Origin of the sequence: Terribacillus saccharophilus (assembly GCF_002272075.1) — a bacterium.
In the GTDB taxonomy this organism is placed as follows: Bacteria; Bacillota; Bacilli; order Bacillales; family Amphibacillaceae; genus Terribacillus; species Terribacillus saccharophilus_A.
Window position 1 is genome coordinate 22459 of the sequence record NZ_NPBJ01000041.1, and the last position, 23022, is coordinate 45480.

Below are 23022 nucleotides of genomic sequence, written 5' to 3' on the forward strand. Positions count from 1 at the left end.
CTCCGCTAGGCGGGATCAGTCTTCTTTACGAAGACCAAGTCCTAAATCGATTAGTTTCTTTTTAACTTCTTCTAATGATTTACGTCCTAGGTTACGCACTTTCATCATGTCTTCTTCAGATTTATTAGCAAGTTCTTGTACCGTGTTGATACCAGCACGTTTCAGACAGTTGTAAGAACGAACAGACAAGTCCAATTCTTCAATTGTCATCTCAAGAACTTTCTCTTTTTGGTCTTCTTCTTTTTCAACCATGATTTCGGCATTTTGCGCTTCATCAGTAAGACCTACGAAGATATTCAAATGCTCCGTATAGATCTTTGCACCAAGAGAAACTGCCTCTTCAGGTCGGATACTGCCGTCAGTGAATACATCCAACGTCAGCTTGTCGAAGTTAGCCAACTGGCCAACACGCGTATTTTCCACTTGATACGTCACTTTTGAAACTGGCGTAAAGATGGAGTCAATTGGAATGACACCAATCGGCTGATCTTCATGGTTATTCTGATCAGCTGGACGGTAGCCGCGGCCGCGTTCTGCCGTAAGCTTCATGTGCAAGTGAGCATTCTTGCCCAAAGTTGCAATATGAAGATCCGGATTCAGTACTTCTACATCGCTATCGAAAGTGATGTCAGCAGCAGTTACTTTCCCTTCACCTTGTACATCGATCTCTAATGTTTTTTCTTCATCAGAGTAGATTTTAAGAGCCAGTTTTTTCAAGTTCAAAATGATGGTTGTCACGTCTTCTACTACGCCTTCAATCGTAGAGAATTCATGGAGCACGCCATCAATTTGAATGGAAGTTACAGCAGCGCCAGGAAGTGAGGATAATAGGATACGACGCAAGGAGTTTCCTAGTGTAGTACCATATCCACGCTCAAGCGGTTCTACAACGAACTTTCCAAATGTAGCATCATCGCTGATCTCAACCGTTTCAATCTTTGGTTTTTCAATTTCGATCATTATAAAGCCCTCCTTTAAAACGTCGAAACCCCGGTTAGAATTGCTCCTAACCGAAATTCCCCATATTGCGGTTCCCGTTTCTGCATCTTGACGATACGTTCCTTACTGTATGACCTGATCGCTTTTAAGCTATCATAACCCATTATAGACAGGGATACAAATTCTATACAGCAAGTAGGAAAAACTTATACGCGACGACGTTTAGGCGGACGGCAGCCGTTATGTGGAACTGGAGTGACGTCACGGATCGCTGTCACTTCAATACCTGCAGCCTGAAGTGAACGGATCGCAGCTTCACGACCAGCACCAGGGCCTTTAACTGTTACTTCCAAAGTCTTCATGCCGTTTTCTACAGCAACTTTAGCAGCAGCTTCAGCAGCCATCTGTGAAGCGAATGGAGTAGATTTACGGGAACCTCTGAAACCAAGGGAACCTGAGCTGCTCCAGCTGATTACGTTACCTTGTACATCAGTAATCGTAACGATTGTGTTGTTGAAAGTAGAACGGATGTGAGCAATACCAGTCTCGATATTCTTTTTCACACGACGTTTACGAGTTTGTTGTTTACGAGCCATGTTTGTTTACCTCCTTACTTATTTTTTCTTGTTAGCGATTGTACGGCGTGGGCCTTTACGAGTACGAGAGTTGTTCTTCGTTTTCTGACCACGAACCGGCAATCCACGACGGTGGCGAAGACCACGATAAGAACCGATTTCAATTAGACGCTTGATGTTAAGAGATACTTCACGGCGAAGATCCCCTTCAGTAGTGTAGCTGTCAATTGTTTGACGAATTCTGGATAGTTCGTCTTCTGTAAGATCACGAACACGTGTATCTTCAGAAACGCCAGCTTCTTTTAGTACCTTTTGCGCTGTGTTTTTTCCAATTCCATAGATGTATGTTAGGGAAATAACAACGCGTTTGTCACGCGGAATATCAATACCTGCTATACGTGCCATTAGCTACGTGCACCTCCTTGTATTATCCTTGTTTTTGCTTATGCTTAGGATTTTCACAGATTACCATTACTTTGCCTTTACGACGAATGACTTTACATTTTTCGCAAATCGGCTTTACAGATGGTCTTACCTTCATCATCTATTCCTCCTTTAGTATCGGAGCTAGTCAAATTATTTATAACGGTACGTAATACGTCCTTTAGTTAAGTCATAAGGGGAAAGCTCTACCGTTACTTTATCTCCAGGAAGAATTCGAATAAAGTGCATACGAATTTTACCGGAAACATGTGCTAAAACGGTGTGGCCATTCTCTAACTCCACCTTAAATTGCGCATTAGGCAATGTATCGGTGACAGTTCCTTCTACTTCAATTGCATCATCTTTCGCCATCGGTCTATCTCCCTTCTTCAAATCTCTTCACGGTATGATTGACATAAGTAGATATCGCAAATCGCAGTTTACCATTGGTTACGCGACCAGCTTCTAGAAGGCTGCGGCGGACTTCCGGTGATACATACGGCAGTGGATCCACATGACGCAAAGCTTTGCGCTTCGGTGAATCATACTTTCGTTTCTCTCCGTCAGCAAGCAACACAAAACGACTGTCAATTTTTCGAATGACAATCGCAAGCTGACCTGCTTCTCGCCCATGTGCGATACGAACAACCTGACCAATCCGTGGACTTGTATCCGTTTCGCTCAAACATGATCACCTTCATCATAGCTTATTTCGAAGCTGTGCGTAAGTTAGCATTCTATGCTGCAAACAAGGAGCATATTCTACCACTTTTCTGTCTGAAAGTCCAGGTTAGAAAAGCTGCATGTTAGGGAATCTATATTAAGTCCACAAATTGAGTCACAATTTGTTTCATGATTGTTCATATTCAGCCTTGTCAATTAGCGTCAGGATATCAGTAAGGCACGGTTCCGATGATGGAAGCTTGAACGAATTGCGAGTCGCAAATCGTTTCAACTCTACCACGAGGTCTATTATACTCTATCAAGGGATAGAATGCATCCTTACGCTATCTCGAGCCTAAAGAGCAATTCCACCCGTACTAAAAGAGTATAGCTTGCACACCTGTATCAGCGAAGATTATTCAAGCGCTGATCGATGTCGTGGAAGACCTGATCGATTGCTTGGTCACCGTTCACTGTTACAAGATAGCCCTTATCGTTGTAGAAGTCCAATATCGGTTTCTGCTGCTCGATATTGACTTCCAAACGTTTTTTCACCGTTTCCGGCTTATCGTCGTCTCGCTGGATCAGCGCAGTACCATCCTTGTCACATACCCCTTCTTCTTTCGGAGGGTTATAGACGGTATGGTACGTAGTGCCGCATGTCGGACAAACCCATCTGCCAGATAAACGCTCCACCAAATTCTCCTGAGGAACCTCTACATGTAAGACGTAATCTACATTAGCATTCAAATCGTCCAGCAATACGTCAAGCGCTTCTGCCTGAGCAAGCGTACGAGGAAAACCGTCAAGTAAAAATCCGTTGTTGGTGTCATCCTTACCTAAACGATCTCGGACTATACCAATCGTTACTTCATCCGGAACTAGTTTACCCTGGTCCATGTAAGCTTTCGCTTCACGGCCAAGCTCCGTTCCTTCTTTTATTGCAGCTCGGAACATATCTCCTGTTGAGATATGAGGGATGCTATATTTATCTACAATCTTCTCTGCCTGTGTACCTTTACCAGCACCCGGCAGACCCATAAGAATTAAATTCAACGAAATTCCCCTCGCTCTCGTCTGTTTGTAGACTGTTCTCTATTTCATGAAGCCTCGATAATGACGCTTCACTAACTGGCTTTCTAGCTGTTTCATCGTCTGCAACGCTACCCCTACCACGATCAGCAGGCTCGTTCCTCCGATTTGGACAGAAGTCGGCAAGTTGGCAATAGAGCCTAAGATAATAGGCAATACAGCTACAGCAGCCAAGAAGAGAGACCCAACGAAGGTTAAACGATACATCACACTGGTGAGGTACGTTTCCGTGCTTTTCCCTGGGCGAATACCCGGGATGTAGCCACCTTGCTTGTTTAAGTTCTCTGCCATTTGTTCCGGGTTGACCTGAACAAATGTATAGAAATAACTAAATGCAAGAATCAGGACTACATAGATTACCATCCCAATTGGTTGCGTATAATCGAATACGTTCTCGATCGTAGTTGCTACATTTCCTTCAAAGAAACTCGCGATAGTACGCGGAGCATAGATAAAGGAAACTGCGAAAATTACAGGGATTACTCCAGCAGCGTTTACTTTAATCGGCAAGTGGGTGGACTGACCGCCTACTTGTGAGCGACTAGTGGTACGCTTCGAATACTGGATTGGAATTTTACGAAGTGCTTGCGTGATATAAATCACACCAACAATTACGGCAATGATCACGATAGCGATAATTGCAACAATCACGACATTTAGGAATAAATCATCACCAGGATTGCTGAAGTACTGTTCCCAAAGCTGGTTTAAACCATTTGGAATTGCAGCAGCGATACCGGCGAAGATAATAATGGAGATACCATTACCTACACCATGAGCTGTGATCTGTTCTCCTAACCACATCAAGAATGCTGTTCCTGCAGTCAATACGATTGTAATGACAGCGAACTTATAAAAACTTGGATCGGAAATGAGCATACCGCCGGATAACTGATTGAATCCGATGGACATACCTACCGCCTGAATTAACGCTAGCACGATAGTGGCATAACGAGTCACTTGTGCCAACTTACGACGTCCCATCTCTCCTTGCTTTTTCCACTCACTGAATGTCGGGATGACATCCATTTGCAGAAGCTGCATGATGATCGAGGCAGTGATGTAAGGCATGATACCCATCGCAAGGATGGAGAAGTTCTGCAATGCACCGCCGCCAAAAGTATTCAGAAATCCGAATACGTTCTGCTGATTCATAAAGTCGATCGCGGAACGATCGGTAAATGGAACAGGAATGAACGTACCGAGTCTGAAAATGATCAGCATTAGCAATGTAAAGATGATTTTATTTCGTATATCTTTTACACGCATAAAATTGGAGATTGTACGAAACATTAGATCACCTCTGTTTGACCGCCCGCTGCCTCAATGGCTTCTTTAGCAGAAGCTGAGAACTTGTGAGCTTTAACAGTAAGTTTCTTTTCGATGTTTCCGTTTCCTAGAACTTTAATACCGGCTCTCAATTTGCTAACAACTCCGCTTTCAAGTAGAAGCTCTGGAGTTACCTCTGTACCCTCTTCAAAACGGTTAAGGGTTTCAAGGTTAACAATTGAGTACTCAGTACGGTGGATGTTTGTAAATCCACGTTTAGGAAGACGTTGGAATAGTGGCATTTGGCCACCTTCGAAACCTAGACGTACACCGCCGCCAGAGCGTGCATTTTGTCCTTTATGTCCACGGCCGGATGTTTTACCGTTACCTGAAGACATACCACGACCTACACGATTGCGAGTTTTACGTGTTCCTTCTGCTGACTTCAATTCATGAAGTTTCATAATGGCACCTCCTCTTTTACATTTAAATCATTATACTTCTTTAACTGATACTAGATGAGAAACTCTGTTGATCATGCCGCGAACAGTTGGATTGTCTTCCAAAACAACTGACTGACGGATCTTTCTAAGGCCTAGAGCAGCAACAGTTTTGCGCTGTTTTTCTAGTCTTCCGATCGTACTGCGCGTGAGGGTGATTTCTAATTTGTTAGCCATGTGCTTTCCCTCCTTATCCTAACAGTTCTTCTACAGACTTTCCACGAAGTTTCGCAACTTCTTCTGCACGTTTCAATCTGCTAAGTCCGTTAAGTGTTGCACGAACCATGTTGATTGGAGTGTTAGAACCAAGTGATTTAGAAAGGATGTCTCCGATACCACCAAGCTCAAGTACCGCACGTACAGGTCCACCGGCGATAACTCCAGTACCTTCTGCTGCTGGCTTCATCAAGATGTTGCCGGCGCCGAATTCACCGATGATTTCATGTGGAATAGTTGTACCAACGATAGGTATAGTAATTAGATTTTTCTTCGCGTCTTCAATAGCTTTACGGATCGCTTCTGGTACTTCTTGTGCTTTACCAGTACCGAAACCTACATGGCCGTTTTTGTCGCCTACTACTACAAGAGCAGCGAAACGGAAACGACGACCACCTTTTACTACTTTAGCAACACGGTTAACCGTTACTACGCGTTCTTCAAGATCAAGTTTGTTCGGGTCAATTGTTGTACGCAAGTTGTGTCCCTCCTTTTTAGATTAGAATTTAAGACCAGCTTCACGAGCTGCTTCAGCCAATGCTTTAACACGTCCGTGGTAAAGGTAGCCTCCACGGTCAAATACGATTGTTGTTACGCCAGCTTCTTTCGCACGGTTAGCAACTGCTTCTCCGACCTTTTGAGCTGCTTCAACATTGCTTGTAGATTCTAGGCTAAGGCTAGCATCCTTAGTAGAAGCACTTGCAAGTGTTTTACCAGTTGTATCATCGATCAACTGTGCGTAAATGTGCTTGTTAGAACGGAAAACGTTCAAACGAGGACGCTCAGATGTTCCTGAAATGCTTTTACGAACACGATTATGTCTTCTCTTACGCGATTCGTTTTTTGCAACTTTTGTAATCATTCAGGTCACTCCTTTCTGGTTTAACGAAAACCTTATTTCGCTGTTTTACCTTCTTTACGACGTACGAATTCGCCTTCGTAACGGATTCCTTTACCTTTATAAGGCTCTGGAGGACGGATTGCACGGATGTTAGCAGCTACTGCGCCAACAGCTTCCTTATCGATACCTTTAACAACTACACGAGTGTTAGAAGGAACTTCGATTTCAATACCATCACGGTGTTCAACTTCAACTGGATGTGAATAACCAGCGTTGACCACGACTTTGTTGCCTTGTTTAGTAGCACGATAACCTACACCGATGATTTCAAGAGCTTTCTCATAACCAGCGTGTACGCCTTGTACCATGTTTCCAAGGATAGAACGAGTAGTTCCGTGAAGAGCACGGTGTTCCTTGCTGTCAGTTGGGCGTTCAACAGTAAGAACGTTCTCTTCAACTTTGATCACCATATCTTGGTGGAATGTACGAGTCAATTCACCTTTAGGACCTTTTACAGTCACAGTGTTGTTTTCATTTTTGAATTCAACGCCTGCAGGGATTTCAAGAATCTTTTTACCTACGCGGGACATATGTGCACCTCCTTACTAATTGTTGGGAATTACCAAACGTATGCTAGCACTTCGCCGCCGACAGCTTGCTCACGTGCTTCTTTATCAGACAATACGCCTTTAGAAGTAGAAACAACTGCGATACCAAGTCCGTTAAGGACACGTGGAATTTCAGTAGATTTCGCGTAAACACGAAGACCAGGTTTACTGATACGTTTAATACCAGTGATAACACGCTCGTCGTTTTTACCATATTTCAAAAAGATGCGTAGAACACCTTGTTTGTCATCTTCTACGAATTCGTAATCACGAATAAAGCCTTCACGTTTAAGGATATCAGCAACATCCTTTTTCAACTTAGAAGCAGGAAGCTCCAGTTTTTCATGACGAACAGTGTTTGCATTACGAATACGAGTTAGCATATCTGCGATAGGATCTGTCATAACCATTAATCATTACCTCCTTCCCTGATTTAGGGGATTACCAGCTTGCTTTTTTAACGCCAGGAATTTGACCTTTATAGGCTAGTTCGCGGAAACAAATACGGCATAGCTTGAATTTACGTAGTACAGAGTGTGGACGTCCGCAACGTTCGCAGCGTGTGTACTCTTGTACTTTAAATTTCTGTGGGCGTTGTTGTTTCACGATCATAGATTTTTTAGCCACAATATTCCCTCCTTTTTACCTTTATTTTTGGAAAGGCATGCCTAGCTGAGTAAGTAGCTCACGAGCTTCTTCGTCAGTGTTGGCTGTAGTTACGATAACGATGTCCATTCCACGTACTTTGCTTACTTTATCGTAATTGATTTCTGGGAAGATTAGCTGTTCTTTAACACCTAGTGTATAGTTACCACGACCATCAAACGCTTTGTTTGAGATACCACGGAAGTCACGTACACGTGGAAGGGAAACTGCGACTAGTTTTTGAAGGAATTCGTACATACGCTCTCCGCGCAATGTAACTTTCGCTCCGATTGGCATACCTTCACGAAGACGGAAACCTGCGATAGATTTCTTAGCTTTCGTGATGATTGGCTGCTGACCAGCAAGCAAAGACAATTCCTCTACTGCAGAATCAAGTGCTTTAGAGTTTTGAACGGCGTCACCGACACCCATATTAATAACGATCTTTTCGATCTTTGGTACTTGCATTACAGATTTATAGCTGAATTTTTCCATTAGAGATGGAGAAATCTCGCCTTGATATCTTTGTTTCAATTCATTCATCGAGTAGCCCTCCTTTCAGAAGAAATTATTTATCGATAGCTTGACCGGATTTCTTAGCGATACGGACTTTTTTGCCGTCTTTCACTTCGTAGCCTACGCGAGTTGGCTCTCCAGTTTTAGGATCGATCAGCATTACGTTAGAAACGTGAATCGCTGCTTCGATTTCAAGGATTCCGCCCTGCGGGTTATCCTGAGAAGGTTTCGCGTGTTTTTTGACGATGTTTATTCCTTCGACAAGAACACGGTCTTTCTTCGGATAAGCTTCAAGGATGGTACCTTCTTTACCACGATCTTTACCAGTGATTACTTTAACTTTGTCACCTTTTTTAACATGCATGTGTACTGCACCTCCTTAACAAGGCATTAAGAGTTTTTACAATACTTCAGGAGCAAGGGAAACGATCTTCATGAACTTAGCATCACGCAATTCACGTGCAACTGGTCCGAAGATACGAGTTCCTCTTGGGCTCTTGTCATCTCTTACGATAACAGCTGCGTTTTCGTCGAATTTGATGTAAGAACCATCTTTACGACGAACACCGCTTTTCGTACGTACGATTACAGCTTTAACAACTTCACCTTTTTTGACAACGCCACCAGGTGTTGCTTGTTTCACCGTACAAACGATTACGTCACCAATGTTAGCTGTTTTACGACCAGATCCGCCTAGCACTTTAATTGTTAGGACTTCACGAGCACCAGAGTTATCAGCGACTTTCAAACGAGTCTCTTGTTGAATCATACGAGTGTTACCTCCCTTCGGAATCCTTCCGAGCGATCTTAAATTAGATAATTACTGCTTCTTCTACTACTTCAACCAAACGGAAACGTTTCGTTGCAGATAAAGGACGAGTTTCCATTATACGAACCAAGTCACCAGTTTTTGCTGTACCGTTTTCATCATGCGCTTTTAGTTTTTTAGAATACTTAACGCGCTTGCCGTACAGCGTGTGAGTTTTGTAGGTTTCAACAAGAACAGTGATTGTTTTATCCATTTTATCGGATACAACACGTCCAACGTAGACTTTACGATTGTTACGTTCACTCATGTCGCGAACCTCCTCTCGGAATTTAGTTATTTACGCTTAATTCTCTTTCACGAACAACTGTCTTCATGCGAGCAATTGTCTTACGGACTGTGCGAATACGTGCTGTATTCTCAAGCTGTCCAGTAGCTAATTGGAAGCGCAGGTTGAAAAGTTCTTCTTTTAGAGACTTAACTTTTTGTTCAATTTCGGCAGTGGTCAGTTCTTTGATTTCATTAGCCTTCATTGATTTCACCACCAATTTCTTCACGTTTTACAATCTTAGTTCTAATTGGCAGTTTGTGAGAAGCAAGACGCAATGCTTCGCGAGCCACCTCTTCAGATACTCCAGCAATTTCGAACATGATCTTACCAGGTTTCGTTACAGCAACCCAGCCTTCAGGAGAACCTTTACCGGAACCCATTCGGACTTCTAGAGGTTTTTTAGTGTATGGCTTATCTGGGAAGATTTTGATCCATACTTTACCGCCACGTTTCATGTAACGAGTCATAGCGATACGAGCAGATTCGATTTGACGGCTAGTGATCCAAGCTGGATCAACAGCTTGTAGACCCCATTCACCAAATGCAACTTCTGTACCGCCTTTAGCACGGCCATTCAATTTACCACGGTGTTGTCTACGATATTTTACGCGTTTAGGCATTAACATAATGCTTTTCCCCCTTCCTTATCGGTTGTTTTTAGTTGGAAGGACTTCGCCACGATAGATCCATACTTTAACGCCAAGCTTACCATAAGTTGTATCAGCTTCAGCTGTGCCATAGTCGATGTCAGCACGTAGAGTATGAAGTGGAACTGTTCCTTCGCTGTAAGATTCTGCACGAGCGATATCTGCTCCGCCTAGACGACCGGAAACTTGTGTACGGATACCTTTAGCACCAGCACGCATTGCACGTTGCAATGTTTGTTTCTGTGCACGACGGAATGAGATACGGTTTTCAAGTTGACGAGCGATGTTGTCTGCTACCAATTTAGCATCAAGATCTACACGTTTCACTTCAACGATGTTGATGTGAACACGTTTGCCAGTCAGGCTGTTCAATGCTTTACGAAGTGCTTCCACTTCAGAACCGCCTTTACCGATTACCATACCAGGTTTACCAGTGTGAATAGAAATATTTACACGGTTAGCAGCACGTTCGATCTCCACTTTAGAAAGTGCAGCATCTTTCAAACGTTGTTCTAGATAATCACGAATTCTGATATCTTCATGTAGTAAATCAGCGTAATCTTTGCCACCGTACCACTTGGATTCCCAGTCACGGATGACGCCGACGCGAAGACCTATCGGATGTACTTTTTGACCCACTGCTTAACCCTCCTTCTTTTCTGTAACAACCACTGTAATGTGGCTAGTACGTTTGTTGATTTGGCTTGCGCGGCCTTGAGCGCGTGGACGGAAACGTTTCAATGTAGCACCTTCGTTAACGAATGCTTCAGAGATAACAAGGTTATCCGTATCCATTTCATAGTTGTGCTCTGCGTTAGCAACTGCAGAACGAAGTACTTTTTCTACTGCCAATGATGCACCACGCTGAGTGTGACGCAAAATCGCAACAGCTTCTCCGACATTTTTTCCTCGAATTAAATCAACAACTAAGCGGACCTTACGAGGAGCAATGCGAACTGATTTTGCCATAGCTTTTGCTTGCATTTAGGATTGCCTCCCCTCTTAGCGTTTTGTTTTCTTGTCGTCCGCTGCGTGACCTCTGTACGTGCGAGTTGGCGCGAATTCACCAAGTTTATGACCTACCATATCTTCAGTAACATAAACAGGTACGTGTTTACGGCCATCGTACACAGCGATTGTGTGTCCAACGAATGTTGGGAAAATAGTAGAACGACGGGACCAAGTTCTGATAACTTGTTTCTTGTCATCTTCGTTCAATTTGTCGACTTTCTTCAGCAAATGATCATCTGCGAAAGGTCCTTTTTTCAAACTGCGACCCATACATAAACCTCCCTTTGCGATATCGAGACGGGTGAAAATCCCCGCCTTGCTACCACATTATTTTTTACGCTTACGTACGATAAATTTATCGGACTGCTTATTACGTTTACGTGTTTTGTAACCAAGTGTTGGTTTACCCCAAGGAGACATTGGTGATTTACGTCCGATTGGAGCGCGTCCTTCACCACCACCGTGTGGGTGATCATTAGGGTTCATTACAGATCCGCGGACTGTTGGGCGTTTGCCTAACCAGCGAGAGCGTCCTGCTTTACCAATTACGATTAGTTCATGTTCCAAGTTACCAACCTGACCTACTGTAGCACGGCAAGTACCTAGTACTAGACGTACTTCACCAGAAGTTAGTCTTACAAGAACATATTTACCTTCACGGCCAAGGATTTGAGCTTGTGCACCAGCAGAACGAGCTAGCTGAGCACCGCGGCCAGGTTTCAATTCGATGTTGTGGATGATCGTACCAACTGGGATTGTAGCAAGCTCCATAGCGTTACCCACTTTGAAGTCAGCACCTTCACCAGAAATGATCTCAGTTCCTACTTCCAAGCCTTTCGGAGCAAGGATGTAGCGTTTTTCACCATCAACATAGTGAATTAGAGCGATGTTCGCAGTACGGTTTGGATCGTACTCGATTGTAGCAACGCGTCCTGGTATTCCATCTTTGTCGCGTTTGAAGTCGATAATACGGTATTGACGTTTGTGTCCACCACCTTGGTGACGTACAGTCAATTTACCTTGGTTGTTACGTCCGCCACGTTTATGAAGCGGTGCAAGCAATGATTTCTCAGGCTTGTCAGTTGTAATTTCGGCAAAATCCGATACAGACATGTTACGACGTCCGTTAGTAATCGGTTTATACTTTTTAATCGCCATCGTTGTTTCCCTCCTTCTCTATTATTTCTTAAACACCTTCGAAGAAGTCAATTTCTTTGCTGTCTTCTGATAGTGTTACTACTGCTTTTTTACGATCTGGGCGGTATCCGCCGTAACGACCTTGACGTTTGAATTTACCTTTAAGGTTTTGAGTGTTCACTTGTTCCACTTTTACACCAAAGATTACTTCAACCGCTTGTTTGATTTCGATCTTGTTAGCACGTTTGTCAACTTCAAACGTGTACTTCTTATCAACCATAAGATCAGAAGAATGTTCCGTAATTACAGGGCGCTTAATAATATCACGTGGTTCTCTCATTATGCAAGCACCTCCCCTGCTTTTTCAGCTGCCTCTTTCGTTAAGATCAGCTTATCATGCGTAAGCAAGTCAAGAACGTTAACTTCGCTTTGTTTCAATACTTTTACGTTTTTAAGGTTGTTTGCAGAACGTACAACAGTTTCGTCTTTATCTGCAGTAACGATCAATACCTTTTTATCAACGTTAAGTGCATTAAGCATAGCAACGACATCTTTTGTTTTAGGAGCATCGAATGCAAGGCTCTCTAGAACTACGATGTTTTCTTCTTGTACTTTAGAAGATAGTGCTGATTTAAGCGCTAGACGACGAACTTTTTTAGGTAGTTTGTAGCTGTAGCTGCGTGGAGTCGGTCCGAAAACTGTTCCACCGCCAACCCATTGTGGTGAACGAATGGATCCTTGACGTGCGCGGCCAGTACCTTTTTGACGCCATGGCTTTCTTCCGCCGCCTCGTACTTCAGAACGTCCTTTTACTTTATGCGTACCTTGACGCATAGAAGCACGTTGCATTAGTACAGCTTCGTGTAATACATGTGTGTGTGGCTCGATACCGAAAACGGAATCGTTCAATTCGATTTCTCCGACTTGAGATCCGCTCTGGTTGAATAATGCTACTTTAGGCATGATATATCCTCCCTTCGTATTGTGAATTAGTTACCTTTTACGGCACCTGATACTTTCACGTAAGATTTTTTCGCACCAGGTACGTTACCTTTAACAAGGATAAGGTTGCGCTCAGCGTCAACTTTAACGATCTCAAGGTTCTGAACAGTGATTTGCTCTCCGCCCATTTGTCCTGGTAGTGCTTTACCTTTGAAAACGCGCATAGGGTCAATTACACCCATAGAACCTGGTCTTCTGTGGTAACGTGAACCGTGTGACATAGGTCCGCGGGATTGGTTGTGGCGCTTGATTGCACCCTGGAATCCTTTACCTTTAGAAGTACCTGTTACATCTACTGTTTCTCCAGCTGCGAAAATCTCTACGCTAACCTCTTGTCCAACTTCGTGTTCGTCAAGAGCAGCGTCACGGATTTCACGAATGTAGCGCTTAGGTGTTGTGTTTGCTTTCTCAGCATGGCCTTTAGCAGGTTTGTTTGCGTTGTTTGCTTTCTGATCAGCAAATCCTAGTTGCAATGCGTTGTAACCGTCAGTTTCAACAGTTTTCTTTTGAAGAATTACGTTTGGTTCAGCTTGGATAACTGTTACAGCTTGAAGTTCACCACTTTCAGTGAATAGCTGTGTCATGCCGATCTTGCGTCCCAAGATTCCTTTCGTCATCCGTTACACCTCCTATTTTGTGTAAAATTATAGTTTAATTTCGATGTCCACACCGGACGGTAAGTCAAGTCTCATCAATGAATCAACTGTTTGCGGTGTAGGACTAACGATATCGATAAGACGTTTGTGAGTGCGCATTTCGAACTGCTCACGAGAGTCTTTATATTTGTGCACCGCACGTAGAATTGTGTATACAGATTTCTCTGTAGGAAGCGGAATCGGACCTGATACGTTAGCACCAGAACGTTTCGCTGTATCTACGATTTTTTCTGCAGACTGATCAAGGATTCTGTGATCGTATGCTTTTAGACGGATTCTGATTTTCTCTTTTGCCATTATTTTCCCTCCTTTATCGCCCTTATTCTTTAGGACATTCTCAGCGGAAATTAACTTGACCACCCTGCCATGGCAAAGGGGCCTGGTGTGCCAACAACCTCCCGCATCATCGCCTTTAAATGACCAACATTATAATTATATAGAAAAAACGTGGTCAATGCAAGTCTTATCTAGTTTTACAGCTTAAAAGTCTGTATTCCTTCATAAGATGACACTTTATGTATTATACATAGGCTTTATGCTGTTTTCAAGTCATTTCGGCTTTTTTTACAATTTACTGGCGCTGCCAATCTTTGGGTCTAAGTATATAAAAAAACAGACAGCACGTCTGCTGTCTGTTTCTTCTATATTGTTATATCAGCTTACGCTTCGATAACAGATACAACGCCTGATCCAACAGTACGTCCACCCTCACGGATAGAGAAGCGAGTACCATCTTCGATAGCGATTGGAGAGATAAGCTCAACAGACATCTCTGTGTTATCGCCAGGCATGATCATTTCAGTACCTTCTGGAAGGTGAACTACGCCAGTTACGTCAGTTGTACGGAAGTAGAACTGTGGGCGGTAGTTAGTGAAGAATGGAGTGTGACGTCCACCTTCTTCTTTAGAAAGAACATAAACTTCAGCTTTGAACTTTGTGTGTGGAGTGATTGTACCTGGTTTAGCAAGTACTTGTCCACGGCTGATATCATCACGGGATACACCACGAAGTAGAGCACCGATGTTATCGCCAGCTTCAGCGTAATCAAGAAGTTTACGGAACATTTCTACACCAGTAACGATTGTTTTCTTAGGAGCTTCGTTAAGACCGATGATATCAACTTCGTCACCGACTTTAACTTCTCCACGCTCAACGCGGCCTGTAGCTACAGTACCACGACCAGTGATAGAGAATACATCCTCAACTGGCATCATGAATGGTTTTTCTTTGTCGCGTTCTGGAGTTGGGATGTACTCATCAACAGCGTCCATAAGTTCGAAGATTTTAGCTTCGTAATCAGCGTCACCTTCAAGAGCTTTAAGAGCAGAACCTTTGATAACTGGTACATCGTCACCAGGGAAGTCATATTCGCTTAGAAGATCGCGAACTTCCATTTCAACAAGTTCAAGAAGTTCTTCATCGTCAACCATGTCGCATTTGTTTAAGAATACAACGATCGCAGGAACACCTACGTTACGAGAAAGAAGGATGTGCTCACGAGTTTGTGGCATTGGACCATCAGCAGCAGATACTACTAGGATAGCTCCATCCATTTGTGCAGCACCAGTGATCATGTTTTTAACATAGTCAGCGTGTCCTGGGCAGTCAACGTGTGCATAGTGACGAGTATCAGTTTCGTACTCTACGTGTGCAGTTGAGATAGTGATTCCACGTTCTCTTTCTTCTGGAGCACCATCGATTTGGTCGTAAGCCATTGCTTGACCAGAACCTGATTTCTTGTGAAGTACAGTTGTGATAGCTGCAGTTAGTGTTGTTTTACCATGGTCAACGTGTCCGATTGTACCAACGTTAACGTGGGATTTGGAGCGGTCGAATTTTTCTTTACCCATTAGTAATTCCTCCTTAAATATGGAAATATCTCATGTATTAGATAGTATGTTTCTTGTATTGCAGAAGCATGCGTGCACGCACGCTTCCAATACAAGTTATACTCGATTACTGTCCAAAAATCAATTATTGTCCAGCGTTTTTCTTGATAATTTCTTCTCCAACGCTTTTCGGCACTTCTTCATAGTGGTCGAATGTCATTGTGTAAGTTCCACGGCCTTGTGTGTTGGAACGCAACGCTGTTGCGTAACCGAACATTTCAGCAAGTGGCACGAATGCATTAACTACCTGAGCAGGTCCGCGTGTATCCATACCTTCAACACGTCCGCGACGGGAAGTGATATCGCCCATGATGTCTCCCATGTATTCCTCTGGGATAACAACTTCCACTTTTACAAGTGGTTCCAAGATGACAGGGTTACATTTGCTCTTAGCGTTTTTAAGCGCCATTGAAGCAGCAACTTTAAATGCCATCTCGTTGGAATCGACATCGTGGTAGCTTCCATCAAATAATGATGCTTTAACGTCGATTAGCGGATAACCAGCCAATACACCGTTTTGCATGGATTCTTTGATACCAGCTTCAACAGATGGGATGTATTCACGAGGAACTACACCACCAACGATTTTATTTTCGAACTCGAAACCAGCGCCTTCTTCGTTTGGCTCGAATTTGATCCAAACGTGTCCGAACTGACCGCGACCACCGGACTGACGTACGAATTTACCTTCGACTTCAGCAGATGCACGGAATGTTTCGCGGTATGCTACCTGTGGAGCACCTACGTTAGCTTCTACTTTGAATTCGCGACGCATACGGTCAACGATGATATCCAAGTGAAGCTCACCCATACCGGAGATGATAGTCTGACCAGTTTCTGGGTTAGTTTCAGTTCTGAATGTAGGATCTTCCTCAGCTAGTTTACCAAGTGCAACGGACATTTTATCTTGGTCCGCTTTTGTTTTTGGTTCGATCGCAACAGAGATAACTGGCTCTGGGAATACCATAGACTCAAGGATAACTAGTGATTTTTCATCACATAGCGTATCACCAGTCGAAGTATCTTTCAAACCAACTGCTCCTGCGATATCACCAGCGTAAACTTTGGAAATCTCTTCACGAGTGTTTGCGTGCATTTGTAGGATACGGCCTACGCGCTCACGCTTGTCCTTCGTAGAGTTTTTCACGTAAGAACCTGCTTCCAATGTACCAGAGTACACACGGAAGAAAGTAAGTTTACCTACGAATGGGTCAGTTGCAACTTTGAAAGCAAGTGCACTGAATGGTTCGCTGTCGCTGGATTTACGTACAATCTTATCTTCAGTACCAGGAACGATACCTTCGATAGCTGGTACGTCAGTTGGTGCAGGCAAGTAATCAACAACACCGTCGATTAAAAGCTGAACACCTTTGTTTTTGAATGCTGAACCACAGAATACTGGGTAGAATTCAACACTTAGAGTCGCTTTACGAACAGCTTGTTTAAGCTCTTCGTTAGAGATCTCTTCCCCTTCAAGGTAGCGTTCCATAAGATCTTCATCTTGTTCCGCTACTGCTTCGATAAGGTTTGTACGGTACTCATCCACAAGATCTTGCATATCTGCAGGGATCTCACGAGTCTCGTACTTTTGTCCAAGATCATCAAGGTAGAAATGAGCTTCCCCAGTGATTAGGTCGATGATTCCTTCGAAATCATCTTCCGCACCGATTGGAATTTGTACTGGGTGCGCGTTAGCGCCCAGACGTTCATGCATCGTCTTAACTGAATAAAGGAAGTCTGCACCTGTTTTATCCATTTTGTTAACGAACACGATACGTGGTACACCGTAAGTTGTAGCCTGACGCCAAACAGTTTCTGTTTGCGGCTCAACACCGGACTGTGCATCAAGCACAGCTACCGCTCCATCAAGTACGCGCAGGGAACGTTCAACTTCAACAGTGAAGTCTACGTGTCCTGGTGTATCGATGATGTTGATACGGTGGTTTTTCCATTGAGCAGTTGTTGCAGCAGATGTGATAGTAATACCACGCTCTTGCTCCTGCTCCATCCAGTCCATTTGAGAAGCACCTTCATGAGTTTCTCCAATTTTGTGGATACGTCCTGTATAGAATAAAATACGCTCTGTTGCAGTTGTTTTACCAGCATCGATGTGAGCCATGATACCGATATTACGCGTATTTTCTAAGGAGAACTCTCTAGCCATACGGTCTTTCTCCTTCCTAGAGTGAATTTAAGATATATCTTACCAGCGGTAGTGAGCAAACGCTTTGTTTGCTTCAGCCATTTTATGCATATCTTCACGTTTCTTAACAGCAGCACCTGTGTTGTTAGACGCATCAAGAATTTCGTTAGCAAGACGCTCTTCCATTGTTTTTTCACCGCGTAGACGGGAATAGTTAACAATGTAACGAAGACCTAGTGCTTGACGACGCTCTGGGCGTACTTCAACTGGTACTTGGTAGTTGGAACCACCAACACGGCGTGCGCGTACTTCAAGTACAGGCATAACGTTCTTCATGGATGTTTCGAAAACCTCCATTGGATCGTTTCCACTACGTTCTTTAACTAGTTCGAATGCTGCATAAAGAATCTTTTGAGCTTTACCGCGTTGTCCGTCAACCATGATTTGGTTGATCAAACGAGTTACCAATTTAGAGTTGTACAACGGATCTGGCAACACGTCACGTTTCGCTACAGGACCTTTTCTTGGCATATATTCTCCTCCTTTCTGATGATGGTTATATTATGTTAGTCTTATTTTTTAGGGCGTTTAGTACCATATTTAGAGCGACCTTGTGCGCGACCGTCAACACCTGAAGTATCAAGCGCACCACGTACGATATGGTAACGTACACCCGGTAAATCTTTTACACGTCCGCCGCGGATCAAAACAACACTGTGCTCTTGTAAGTTGTGTCCGATACCAGGAATGTAGGCAGTAACCTCGATTCCGTTTGTCAAACGTACACGTGCATATTTACGCAATGCGGAGTTTGGTTTCTTCGGAGTCATTGTACCAACACGAGTACAAACACCACGTTTTTGTGGTGAAGACTGGTTAGTCAATGATTTCTTGAAACTGTTGTACCCTCTGTTCAATGCTGGAGAGTCAGATTTCTTTGTTTTGCTTACGCGACCTTTGCGTACTAATTGATTAATAGTAGGCATGTTTTTTCCTCCTTTCAAAGCTTTTTTGTAATACCACACATCCAGGTGGTTCATTTTCGGGCAAAAAACAAAGCTTTCACGAGCTGAGCTAGCATCAGCTTCGCCAAAACTATCTTTTGATTGCCACAGTAGCTGTCCCTACATCTATGCCACAAGCTTCACCTAAGCGCTTCATAGAATCCACTTGGATCGCTGGTATGCCTAATTCTTCTGCCAACTTTCTTACCTGGCCGGTAATATGCTCGGCAGCGTCATTTGCAATGACAACTGAGTTCACTTGGCCTTGCTTCATGGCCTTGAGTGTTTGTTTGGTTCCGATAACGATTCCCGTATTAGCTTGCGCTACTTTTTCATAAGACATATGCATATCCTCCAAAGTAAACAAGGAGAATCGGAAGCACCTTGATTATAGTATCACTCTAGTAAGCTGATGTCAATCACCTTAACGAGAGATTTACAGTGCTTCCGACAATTATTTTGTTTCCTTGTGTATTAGGGTCGCCGTTACGGTGTTACAGTTTCAACTTCCTGACCTTCTGTTACTTCTTCAGGTGTATCAAGTTTCGCTTTGATCTTACGGTACTGCGGCATACCAGTACCAGCAGGAACAAGCTTACCAATGATAACATTCTCTTTCAAGCCAAGAAGCTCATCGCGCTTACCTTTGATAGCTGCATCGGTAAGGACACGAGTTGTTTCCTGGAAGGAAGCGGCAGACAAGAAGGAATCCGTTTCTAGAGAAGCTTTCGTAATACCAAGCAATACTGGTTTACCACTTGCTGGCTGGAAGCCTTCTCTTAGGACTTCACGGTTTGCTTCCCGGAATTGATGGATCTCAAGAAGTGAACCTGGCAATACATCTGTTTGACCAGAATCGATAACACGTACTTTACGAAGCATCTGACGAACCATTACTTCAACGTGTTTATCACCGATTTCTACCCCTTGCATCCGGTATACTTTCTGTACTTCTTTTAATAGATACTGCTGAACGCCAGCTACACCGCGAACTCGAAGAAGTTCTTTCGGATCTACAGAACCCTCTGTCAGTTCTTGACCAGCTTCGATTGCGTCACCTTCAGCAACACGCAGGCGTGCACCATAAGGAGCTGTGTAAGTCTTCGTTTCAACTGTACCTTGAATTGTAACCTCTTGTTTCTCTTTTACATCATTGACCTCGATAACTGTTCCTTTGATCTCGGAGATGACAGCTTGACCTTTAGGGTTACGCGCCTCGAACAACTCCTGGATACGCGGCAAACCTTGTGTGATATCGTCACCGGCTACCCCACCTGTGTGGAACGTACGCATTGTAAGCTGTGTTCCTGGTTCACCGATGGATTGTGCAGCGATGATACCGACTGCTTCGCCGACTTCGACGTCGCTGCCAGTTGCAAGGTTGCGGCCGTAACATTTCTTACATGCACCATGCTTCGTGTTACATGTGAAGACAGTACGGATTGCCACTTCTTCGATACCTGCATCTACGATTAGTCTTGCTGTATCTTCGCCGATCAATTCGTTCTTAGCAACGATTACATCACCTGATTCAGGATGTTTGACATTCTCGAACGCTGTACGTCCTACAAGGCGGTCATACAAAGGCTCGATCATTTCAGTTCCTTCAGTCAGTGCACGGACTCTCAGGCTGCGGTCAGTACCACAATCTTCTTCACGGATGATAACATCCTGTGCTACGTCAACAAGACGACGAGTCAAGTAACCGGAATCGGCAGTTTTCAGTGCTGTATCGGCAAGACCTTTACGCGCACCGTGTGTAGAGATGAAGTACTCGAGTACTGTCAGACCCTCACGGAAACTGGACTTGATCGGCAACTCGATGATTCGTCCTGCCGGGTTGGCCATTAGACCACGCATACCAGCAAGCTGCGTGAAGTTAGATGCGTTACCACGGGCACCGGAATCACTCATCATGAAGATAGGGTTACGGTTGCTCAAGGATTTCATCAGGCGCTCCTGAATGTCATCCTTCGCTTTAGACCAGATAGAGATAACACGGTCATATCGCTCTTCTTCCGTAATCAAACCACGACGGAACTGTTTCAACACTTTATCCACGCGGGATTGTGCTTCATCAAGGATCTTTGTTTTCTCTTTCAATACGACGATATCAGAGATACCAACCGTAATACCTGCTTTAGTGGAATAACTGAATCCAAGGTCCTTCATGCGGTCAAGCATTTTGGACGTTTCACTGATTTTGAAGCGTTTGAACACTTCCGCGATGATGTCGCCCAGGAAACCTTTCTTGAACGGGGAGATAATGTCGCGTTTCGCGATCTCCTCTTTGATATTCGCACCCTTTTCAACAAAGTAGTGAGCAGGTGTTTTTTCTTCTAAGTTCTCACGAGTCGGTTCGTTCATGTAAGGGAACGAGCTCGGCAAGATTGTATTGAAGATGAGTTTACCTACTGTTGTAAGCAGGATTTGGTTTTTTTGCTCTTCTGTGAACGTTTCATTGTTCAATGAACCGGCATCTACTGCTACACGAGTGTGCAAATGTACATAACCGTTCTGATAAGCAAGCATTGCTTCGTTTACATCTTTGAAGACTTTACCTTCGCCGATAGCATCTTCACGCTCAAGTGTTAGGTAGTAGTTACCTAGTACCATATCCTGAGATGGAGTTACGACTGGTTTACCGTCTTTCGGGTTCAAGATGTTCTGTGCAGCAAGCATAAGGATACGAGCCTCTGCCTGTGCTTCAGCTGATAAAGGAACGTGGACAGCCATCTGGTCACCATCGAAGTCAGCGTTATAAGCTGTACATACTAGCGGGTGAAGACGGATTGCGCGACCTTCTACCAATGTCGGTTCGAATGCCTGGATACCTAGGCGGTGAAGCGTAGGTGCACGGTTAAGCAATACTGGATGCTCACGGATTACTTCTTCGAGCACATCCCAGATTTCCGGATGCAGACGTTCGATTTTCCGTTTCGCAGATTTAATATTATGCGCAAGGCCTTTTTCCACCAATTCTTTCATGATGAATGGTTTGAATAGTTCAAGCGCCATTTCTTTCGGAAGACCACACTGATACATCTTCAGATGCGGACCTACGACGATTACGGAACGTCCGGAATAGTCTACACGTTTACCAAGCAAGTTCTGACGGAAACGTCCTTGTTTACCTTTCAGCATGTGAGAAAGAGATTTCAATGGACGGTTACCAGGACCTGTAACAGGACGACCGCGACGACCGTTATCGATTAACGCATCAACAGCTTCCTGAAGCATACGTTTTTCGTTTTGTACGATGATGCTAGGTGCACCAAGGTCCAACAAGCGTTTCAGACGATTGTTCCGGTTTATCACTCGACGATAAAGATCATTCAAGTCAGATGTAGCGAAACGACCACCATCAAGCTGTACCATTGGACGAAGCTCAGGAGGAATGATCGGAAGTACATCCAATACCATCCAAGAAGGTTCGTTTCCAGAGTGACGGAATGCTTCCATTACTTCCAAGCGCTTAATCGCACGCGTTCTGCGCTGACCTTGTGCTGTTTTCAATTCTTCGCGAAGTGCTTCCACTTCTTTCTCCAATTCGATATCTTGAAGAAGCTTACGGATTGCTTCGGCACCCATTTGAGCTTGGAACGTGTTACCGTATTTTTCACGATAGAGGCGATATTCTTTCTCAGAAAGAAGCTGCTTCTTCTCAAGTGCTGTATCACCAGCATCTGTCACGATGTACGCTGCGAAGTAGATAACTTCTTCCAACGCACGAGGAGACATATCCAGTACAAGACCCATACGGCTCGGAATACCTTTGAAGTACCAAATGTGAGACACAGGAGCTGCTAGCTCGATGTGTCCCATACGCTCACGGCGTACTTTGGCTTTGGTAACTTCTACGCCACAACGATCACATACAACGCCTTTATAGCGAACGCGTTTGTATTTACCGCAATGACATTCCCAGTCTTTTTGAGGACCGAAGATGCGCTCACAGAACAAACCGTCTTTTTCAGGCTTTAACGTACGATAGTTGATCGTTTCCGGCTTTTTAACTTCTCCATAAGACCATGAACGAATCTTATCAGGTGAAGCCAAACCTATTTTCATAAACTCAAAATTATTTACATCTATCAAGGGGCCTACCTCCCTTTTAGTATCCCGTTACTGCTATGCAGTCGATGTTGT

The 23022-nt window shown here is 43.9% G+C and carries 34 protein-coding genes and 1 pseudogene; all 35 read right to left on the reverse strand.

The genetic code is table 11. From position 1 onward, the window contains the following. Positions 1–15: 15 nt before the first annotated feature. The 35 genes and pseudogenes from CHH48_RS17930 to rpoC all read right to left on the reverse strand — a co-directional run bounded on the left by CHH48_RS17930 (position 16) and on the right by rpoC (position 22971). Complete coding sequence (locus tag CHH48_RS17930) at positions 16–960, reverse strand: DNA-directed RNA polymerase subunit alpha (protein ID WP_038565251.1); 945 nt, start codon at positions 958–960, stop codon at positions 16–18. A 185-nt stretch (positions 961–1145) separates the two neighbouring features. Further along, entirely contained in the window at positions 1146–1535 is a 390-nt protein-coding gene (gene rpsK / locus CHH48_RS17935) for a 30S ribosomal protein S11 (protein ID WP_038565248.1), read from the reverse strand. A gap of 18 nt (positions 1536–1553) precedes the next feature. Next, positions 1554–1919 (reverse strand): 30S ribosomal protein S13, encoded by a 366-nt coding sequence (gene rpsM, locus CHH48_RS17940; protein ID WP_038565245.1) that lies wholly within the window; start codon positions 1917–1919, stop codon positions 1554–1556. A 22-nt stretch (positions 1920–1941) separates the two neighbouring features. Further along, the gene (gene rpmJ, locus CHH48_RS17945) at positions 1942–2055 is read right to left on the reverse strand and encodes a 50S ribosomal protein L36 (protein WP_003156543.1); all 114 of its coding nucleotides are present in this window, start codon (positions 2053–2055) and stop codon (positions 1942–1944) included. A 35-nt stretch (positions 2056–2090) separates the two neighbouring features. Then, a complete protein-coding gene (infA, locus tag CHH48_RS17950) occupies positions 2091–2309 on the reverse strand; it encodes a translation initiation factor IF-1 (RefSeq protein WP_038565240.1) in 219 nt (72 codons plus the stop codon). A 4-nt stretch (positions 2310–2313) separates the two neighbouring features. Beyond that, positions 2314–2622 carry a KOW domain-containing RNA-binding protein gene (locus CHH48_RS17955; RefSeq protein WP_095220656.1) on the reverse strand — a complete coding sequence of 103 codons (309 nt, stop codon included), beginning with the start codon at positions 2620–2622 and terminating at the stop codon, positions 2314–2316. 383 nt (positions 2623–3005) lie between these two features. After that, entirely contained in the window at positions 3006–3656 is a 651-nt protein-coding gene (locus CHH48_RS17960) for an adenylate kinase (RefSeq protein WP_095220655.1), read from the reverse strand. A gap of 39 nt (positions 3657–3695) precedes the next feature. Then, positions 3696–4985 carry a preprotein translocase subunit SecY gene (gene secY / locus CHH48_RS17965; RefSeq protein ID WP_038565234.1) on the reverse strand — a complete coding sequence of 430 codons (1290 nt, stop codon included), beginning with the start codon at positions 4983–4985 and terminating at the stop codon, positions 3696–3698. Next, positions 4985–5425, reverse strand: a complete 441-nt coding sequence (gene rplO / locus CHH48_RS17970; protein ID WP_038565232.1) for a 50S ribosomal protein L15 — start codon at positions 5423–5425, stop codon at positions 4985–4987. Before rplO ends, secY begins: the two co-directional genes overlap by 1 nt. Positions 5426–5455: 30 nt before the next feature. Next, positions 5456–5638: a 50S ribosomal protein L30 gene (rpmD, locus tag CHH48_RS17975; RefSeq protein ID WP_095220654.1), complete on the reverse strand. Its 183-nt coding sequence runs from the start codon at positions 5636–5638 to the stop codon at positions 5456–5458. Positions 5639–5651: 13 nt separating this feature from the next. Next, positions 5652–6155 (reverse strand): 30S ribosomal protein S5, encoded by a 504-nt coding sequence (gene rpsE / locus CHH48_RS17980; RefSeq protein ID WP_038565226.1) that lies wholly within the window; start codon positions 6153–6155, stop codon positions 5652–5654. A gap of 21 nt (positions 6156–6176) precedes the next feature. Next, entirely contained in the window at positions 6177–6539 is a 363-nt protein-coding gene (gene rplR, locus CHH48_RS17985) for a 50S ribosomal protein L18 (RefSeq protein ID WP_038565223.1), read from the reverse strand. Between the two features lie 32 nt (positions 6540–6571). Next, positions 6572–7108 carry a 50S ribosomal protein L6 gene (gene rplF, locus CHH48_RS17990; RefSeq protein ID WP_095220653.1) on the reverse strand — a complete coding sequence of 179 codons (537 nt, stop codon included), beginning with the start codon at positions 7106–7108 and terminating at the stop codon, positions 6572–6574. 29 nt (positions 7109–7137) lie between these two features. Then, positions 7138–7536, reverse strand: a complete 399-nt coding sequence (gene rpsH / locus CHH48_RS17995) for a 30S ribosomal protein S8 (RefSeq protein ID WP_038565217.1) — start codon at positions 7534–7536, stop codon at positions 7138–7140. Between the two features lie 31 nt (positions 7537–7567). Then, on the reverse strand, positions 7568–7753 hold the full coding sequence (locus CHH48_RS18000; RefSeq protein WP_038565213.1) for a type Z 30S ribosomal protein S14: 186 nt from the start codon (positions 7751–7753) through the stop codon (positions 7568–7570). Positions 7754–7774: 21 nt separating this feature from the next. Continuing rightward, on the reverse strand, positions 7775–8314 hold the full coding sequence (rplE, locus tag CHH48_RS18005) for a 50S ribosomal protein L5 (RefSeq protein WP_038565210.1): 540 nt from the start codon (positions 8312–8314) through the stop codon (positions 7775–7777). A 25-nt stretch (positions 8315–8339) separates the two neighbouring features. Beyond that, on the reverse strand, positions 8340–8651 hold the full coding sequence (gene rplX / locus CHH48_RS18010) for a 50S ribosomal protein L24 (protein ID WP_038565207.1): 312 nt from the start codon (positions 8649–8651) through the stop codon (positions 8340–8342). A 36-nt stretch (positions 8652–8687) separates the two neighbouring features. After that, on the reverse strand, positions 8688–9056 hold the full coding sequence (gene rplN, locus CHH48_RS18015) for a 50S ribosomal protein L14 (protein ID WP_038565204.1): 369 nt from the start codon (positions 9054–9056) through the stop codon (positions 8688–8690). Positions 9057–9099: 43 nt separating this feature from the next. Beyond that, on the reverse strand, positions 9100–9363 hold the full coding sequence (rpsQ, locus tag CHH48_RS18020; protein ID WP_095220652.1) for a 30S ribosomal protein S17: 264 nt from the start codon (positions 9361–9363) through the stop codon (positions 9100–9102). A 22-nt stretch (positions 9364–9385) separates the two neighbouring features. Next, positions 9386–9586, reverse strand: a complete 201-nt coding sequence (gene rpmC, locus CHH48_RS18025) for a 50S ribosomal protein L29 (protein ID WP_038565198.1) — start codon at positions 9584–9586, stop codon at positions 9386–9388. After that, the gene (gene rplP / locus CHH48_RS18030; RefSeq protein WP_095220651.1) at positions 9576–10010 is read right to left on the reverse strand and encodes a 50S ribosomal protein L16; all 435 of its coding nucleotides are present in this window, start codon (positions 10008–10010) and stop codon (positions 9576–9578) included. The genes rpmC and rplP overlap by 11 nt, the downstream gene beginning before the upstream one ends. Beyond that, a pseudogene (rpsC, locus tag CHH48_RS18035) lies at positions 10004–10670 on the reverse strand (30S ribosomal protein S3). The gene rplP and the pseudogene rpsC overlap by 7 nt, the downstream one beginning before the upstream one ends. Before the next feature lie 3 nt (positions 10671–10673). Continuing rightward, positions 10674–11015 carry a 50S ribosomal protein L22 gene (rplV, locus tag CHH48_RS18040; RefSeq protein ID WP_038565189.1) on the reverse strand — a complete coding sequence of 114 codons (342 nt, stop codon included), beginning with the start codon at positions 11013–11015 and terminating at the stop codon, positions 10674–10676. A gap of 18 nt (positions 11016–11033) precedes the next feature. Beyond that, positions 11034–11312, reverse strand: a complete 279-nt coding sequence (gene rpsS, locus CHH48_RS18045) for a 30S ribosomal protein S19 (protein WP_038565186.1) — start codon at positions 11310–11312, stop codon at positions 11034–11036. A gap of 57 nt (positions 11313–11369) precedes the next feature. Further along, a complete protein-coding gene (gene rplB, locus CHH48_RS18050; RefSeq protein WP_038565183.1) occupies positions 11370–12200 on the reverse strand; it encodes a 50S ribosomal protein L2 in 831 nt (276 codons plus the stop codon). A gap of 28 nt (positions 12201–12228) precedes the next feature. After that, positions 12229–12519 carry a 50S ribosomal protein L23 gene (rplW, locus tag CHH48_RS18055; RefSeq protein ID WP_038565180.1) on the reverse strand — a complete coding sequence of 97 codons (291 nt, stop codon included), beginning with the start codon at positions 12517–12519 and terminating at the stop codon, positions 12229–12231. Next, the gene (gene rplD, locus CHH48_RS18060; protein WP_038565177.1) at positions 12519–13142 is read right to left on the reverse strand and encodes a 50S ribosomal protein L4; all 624 of its coding nucleotides are present in this window, start codon (positions 13140–13142) and stop codon (positions 12519–12521) included. Before rplD ends, rplW begins: the two co-directional genes overlap by 1 nt. 26 nt (positions 13143–13168) lie before the next feature. Next, positions 13169–13798: a 50S ribosomal protein L3 gene (gene rplC, locus CHH48_RS18065; protein WP_095220650.1), complete on the reverse strand. Its 630-nt coding sequence runs from the start codon at positions 13796–13798 to the stop codon at positions 13169–13171. 27 nt (positions 13799–13825) lie between these two features. After that, positions 13826–14134: a 30S ribosomal protein S10 gene (gene rpsJ, locus CHH48_RS18070; RefSeq protein WP_038565171.1), complete on the reverse strand. Its 309-nt coding sequence runs from the start codon at positions 14132–14134 to the stop codon at positions 13826–13828. A 362-nt stretch (positions 14135–14496) separates the two neighbouring features. Further along, on the reverse strand, positions 14497–15687 hold the full coding sequence (tuf, locus tag CHH48_RS18075; protein WP_038565169.1) for an elongation factor Tu: 1191 nt from the start codon (positions 15685–15687) through the stop codon (positions 14497–14499). A gap of 124 nt (positions 15688–15811) precedes the next feature. Next, positions 15812–17890 (reverse strand): elongation factor G, encoded by a 2079-nt coding sequence (fusA, locus tag CHH48_RS18080; RefSeq protein WP_095220649.1) that lies wholly within the window; start codon positions 17888–17890, stop codon positions 15812–15814. 39 nt (positions 17891–17929) lie between these two features. Continuing rightward, positions 17930–18400 carry a 30S ribosomal protein S7 gene (rpsG, locus tag CHH48_RS18085; RefSeq protein WP_038565166.1) on the reverse strand — a complete coding sequence of 157 codons (471 nt, stop codon included), beginning with the start codon at positions 18398–18400 and terminating at the stop codon, positions 17930–17932. 41 nt (positions 18401–18441) lie between these two features. After that, positions 18442–18855 (reverse strand): 30S ribosomal protein S12, encoded by a 414-nt coding sequence (gene rpsL / locus CHH48_RS18090; RefSeq protein WP_038565163.1) that lies wholly within the window; start codon positions 18853–18855, stop codon positions 18442–18444. 109 nt (positions 18856–18964) lie between these two features. Continuing rightward, positions 18965–19216, reverse strand: a complete 252-nt coding sequence (locus tag CHH48_RS18095) for a 50S ribosomal protein L7ae-like protein (protein ID WP_095220648.1) — start codon at positions 19214–19216, stop codon at positions 18965–18967. Positions 19217–19359: 143 nt separating this feature from the next. After that, a complete protein-coding gene (gene rpoC, locus CHH48_RS18100) occupies positions 19360–22971 on the reverse strand; it encodes a DNA-directed RNA polymerase subunit beta' (RefSeq protein WP_095220647.1) in 3612 nt (1203 codons plus the stop codon). Positions 22972–23022: the final 51 nt, after the last annotated feature.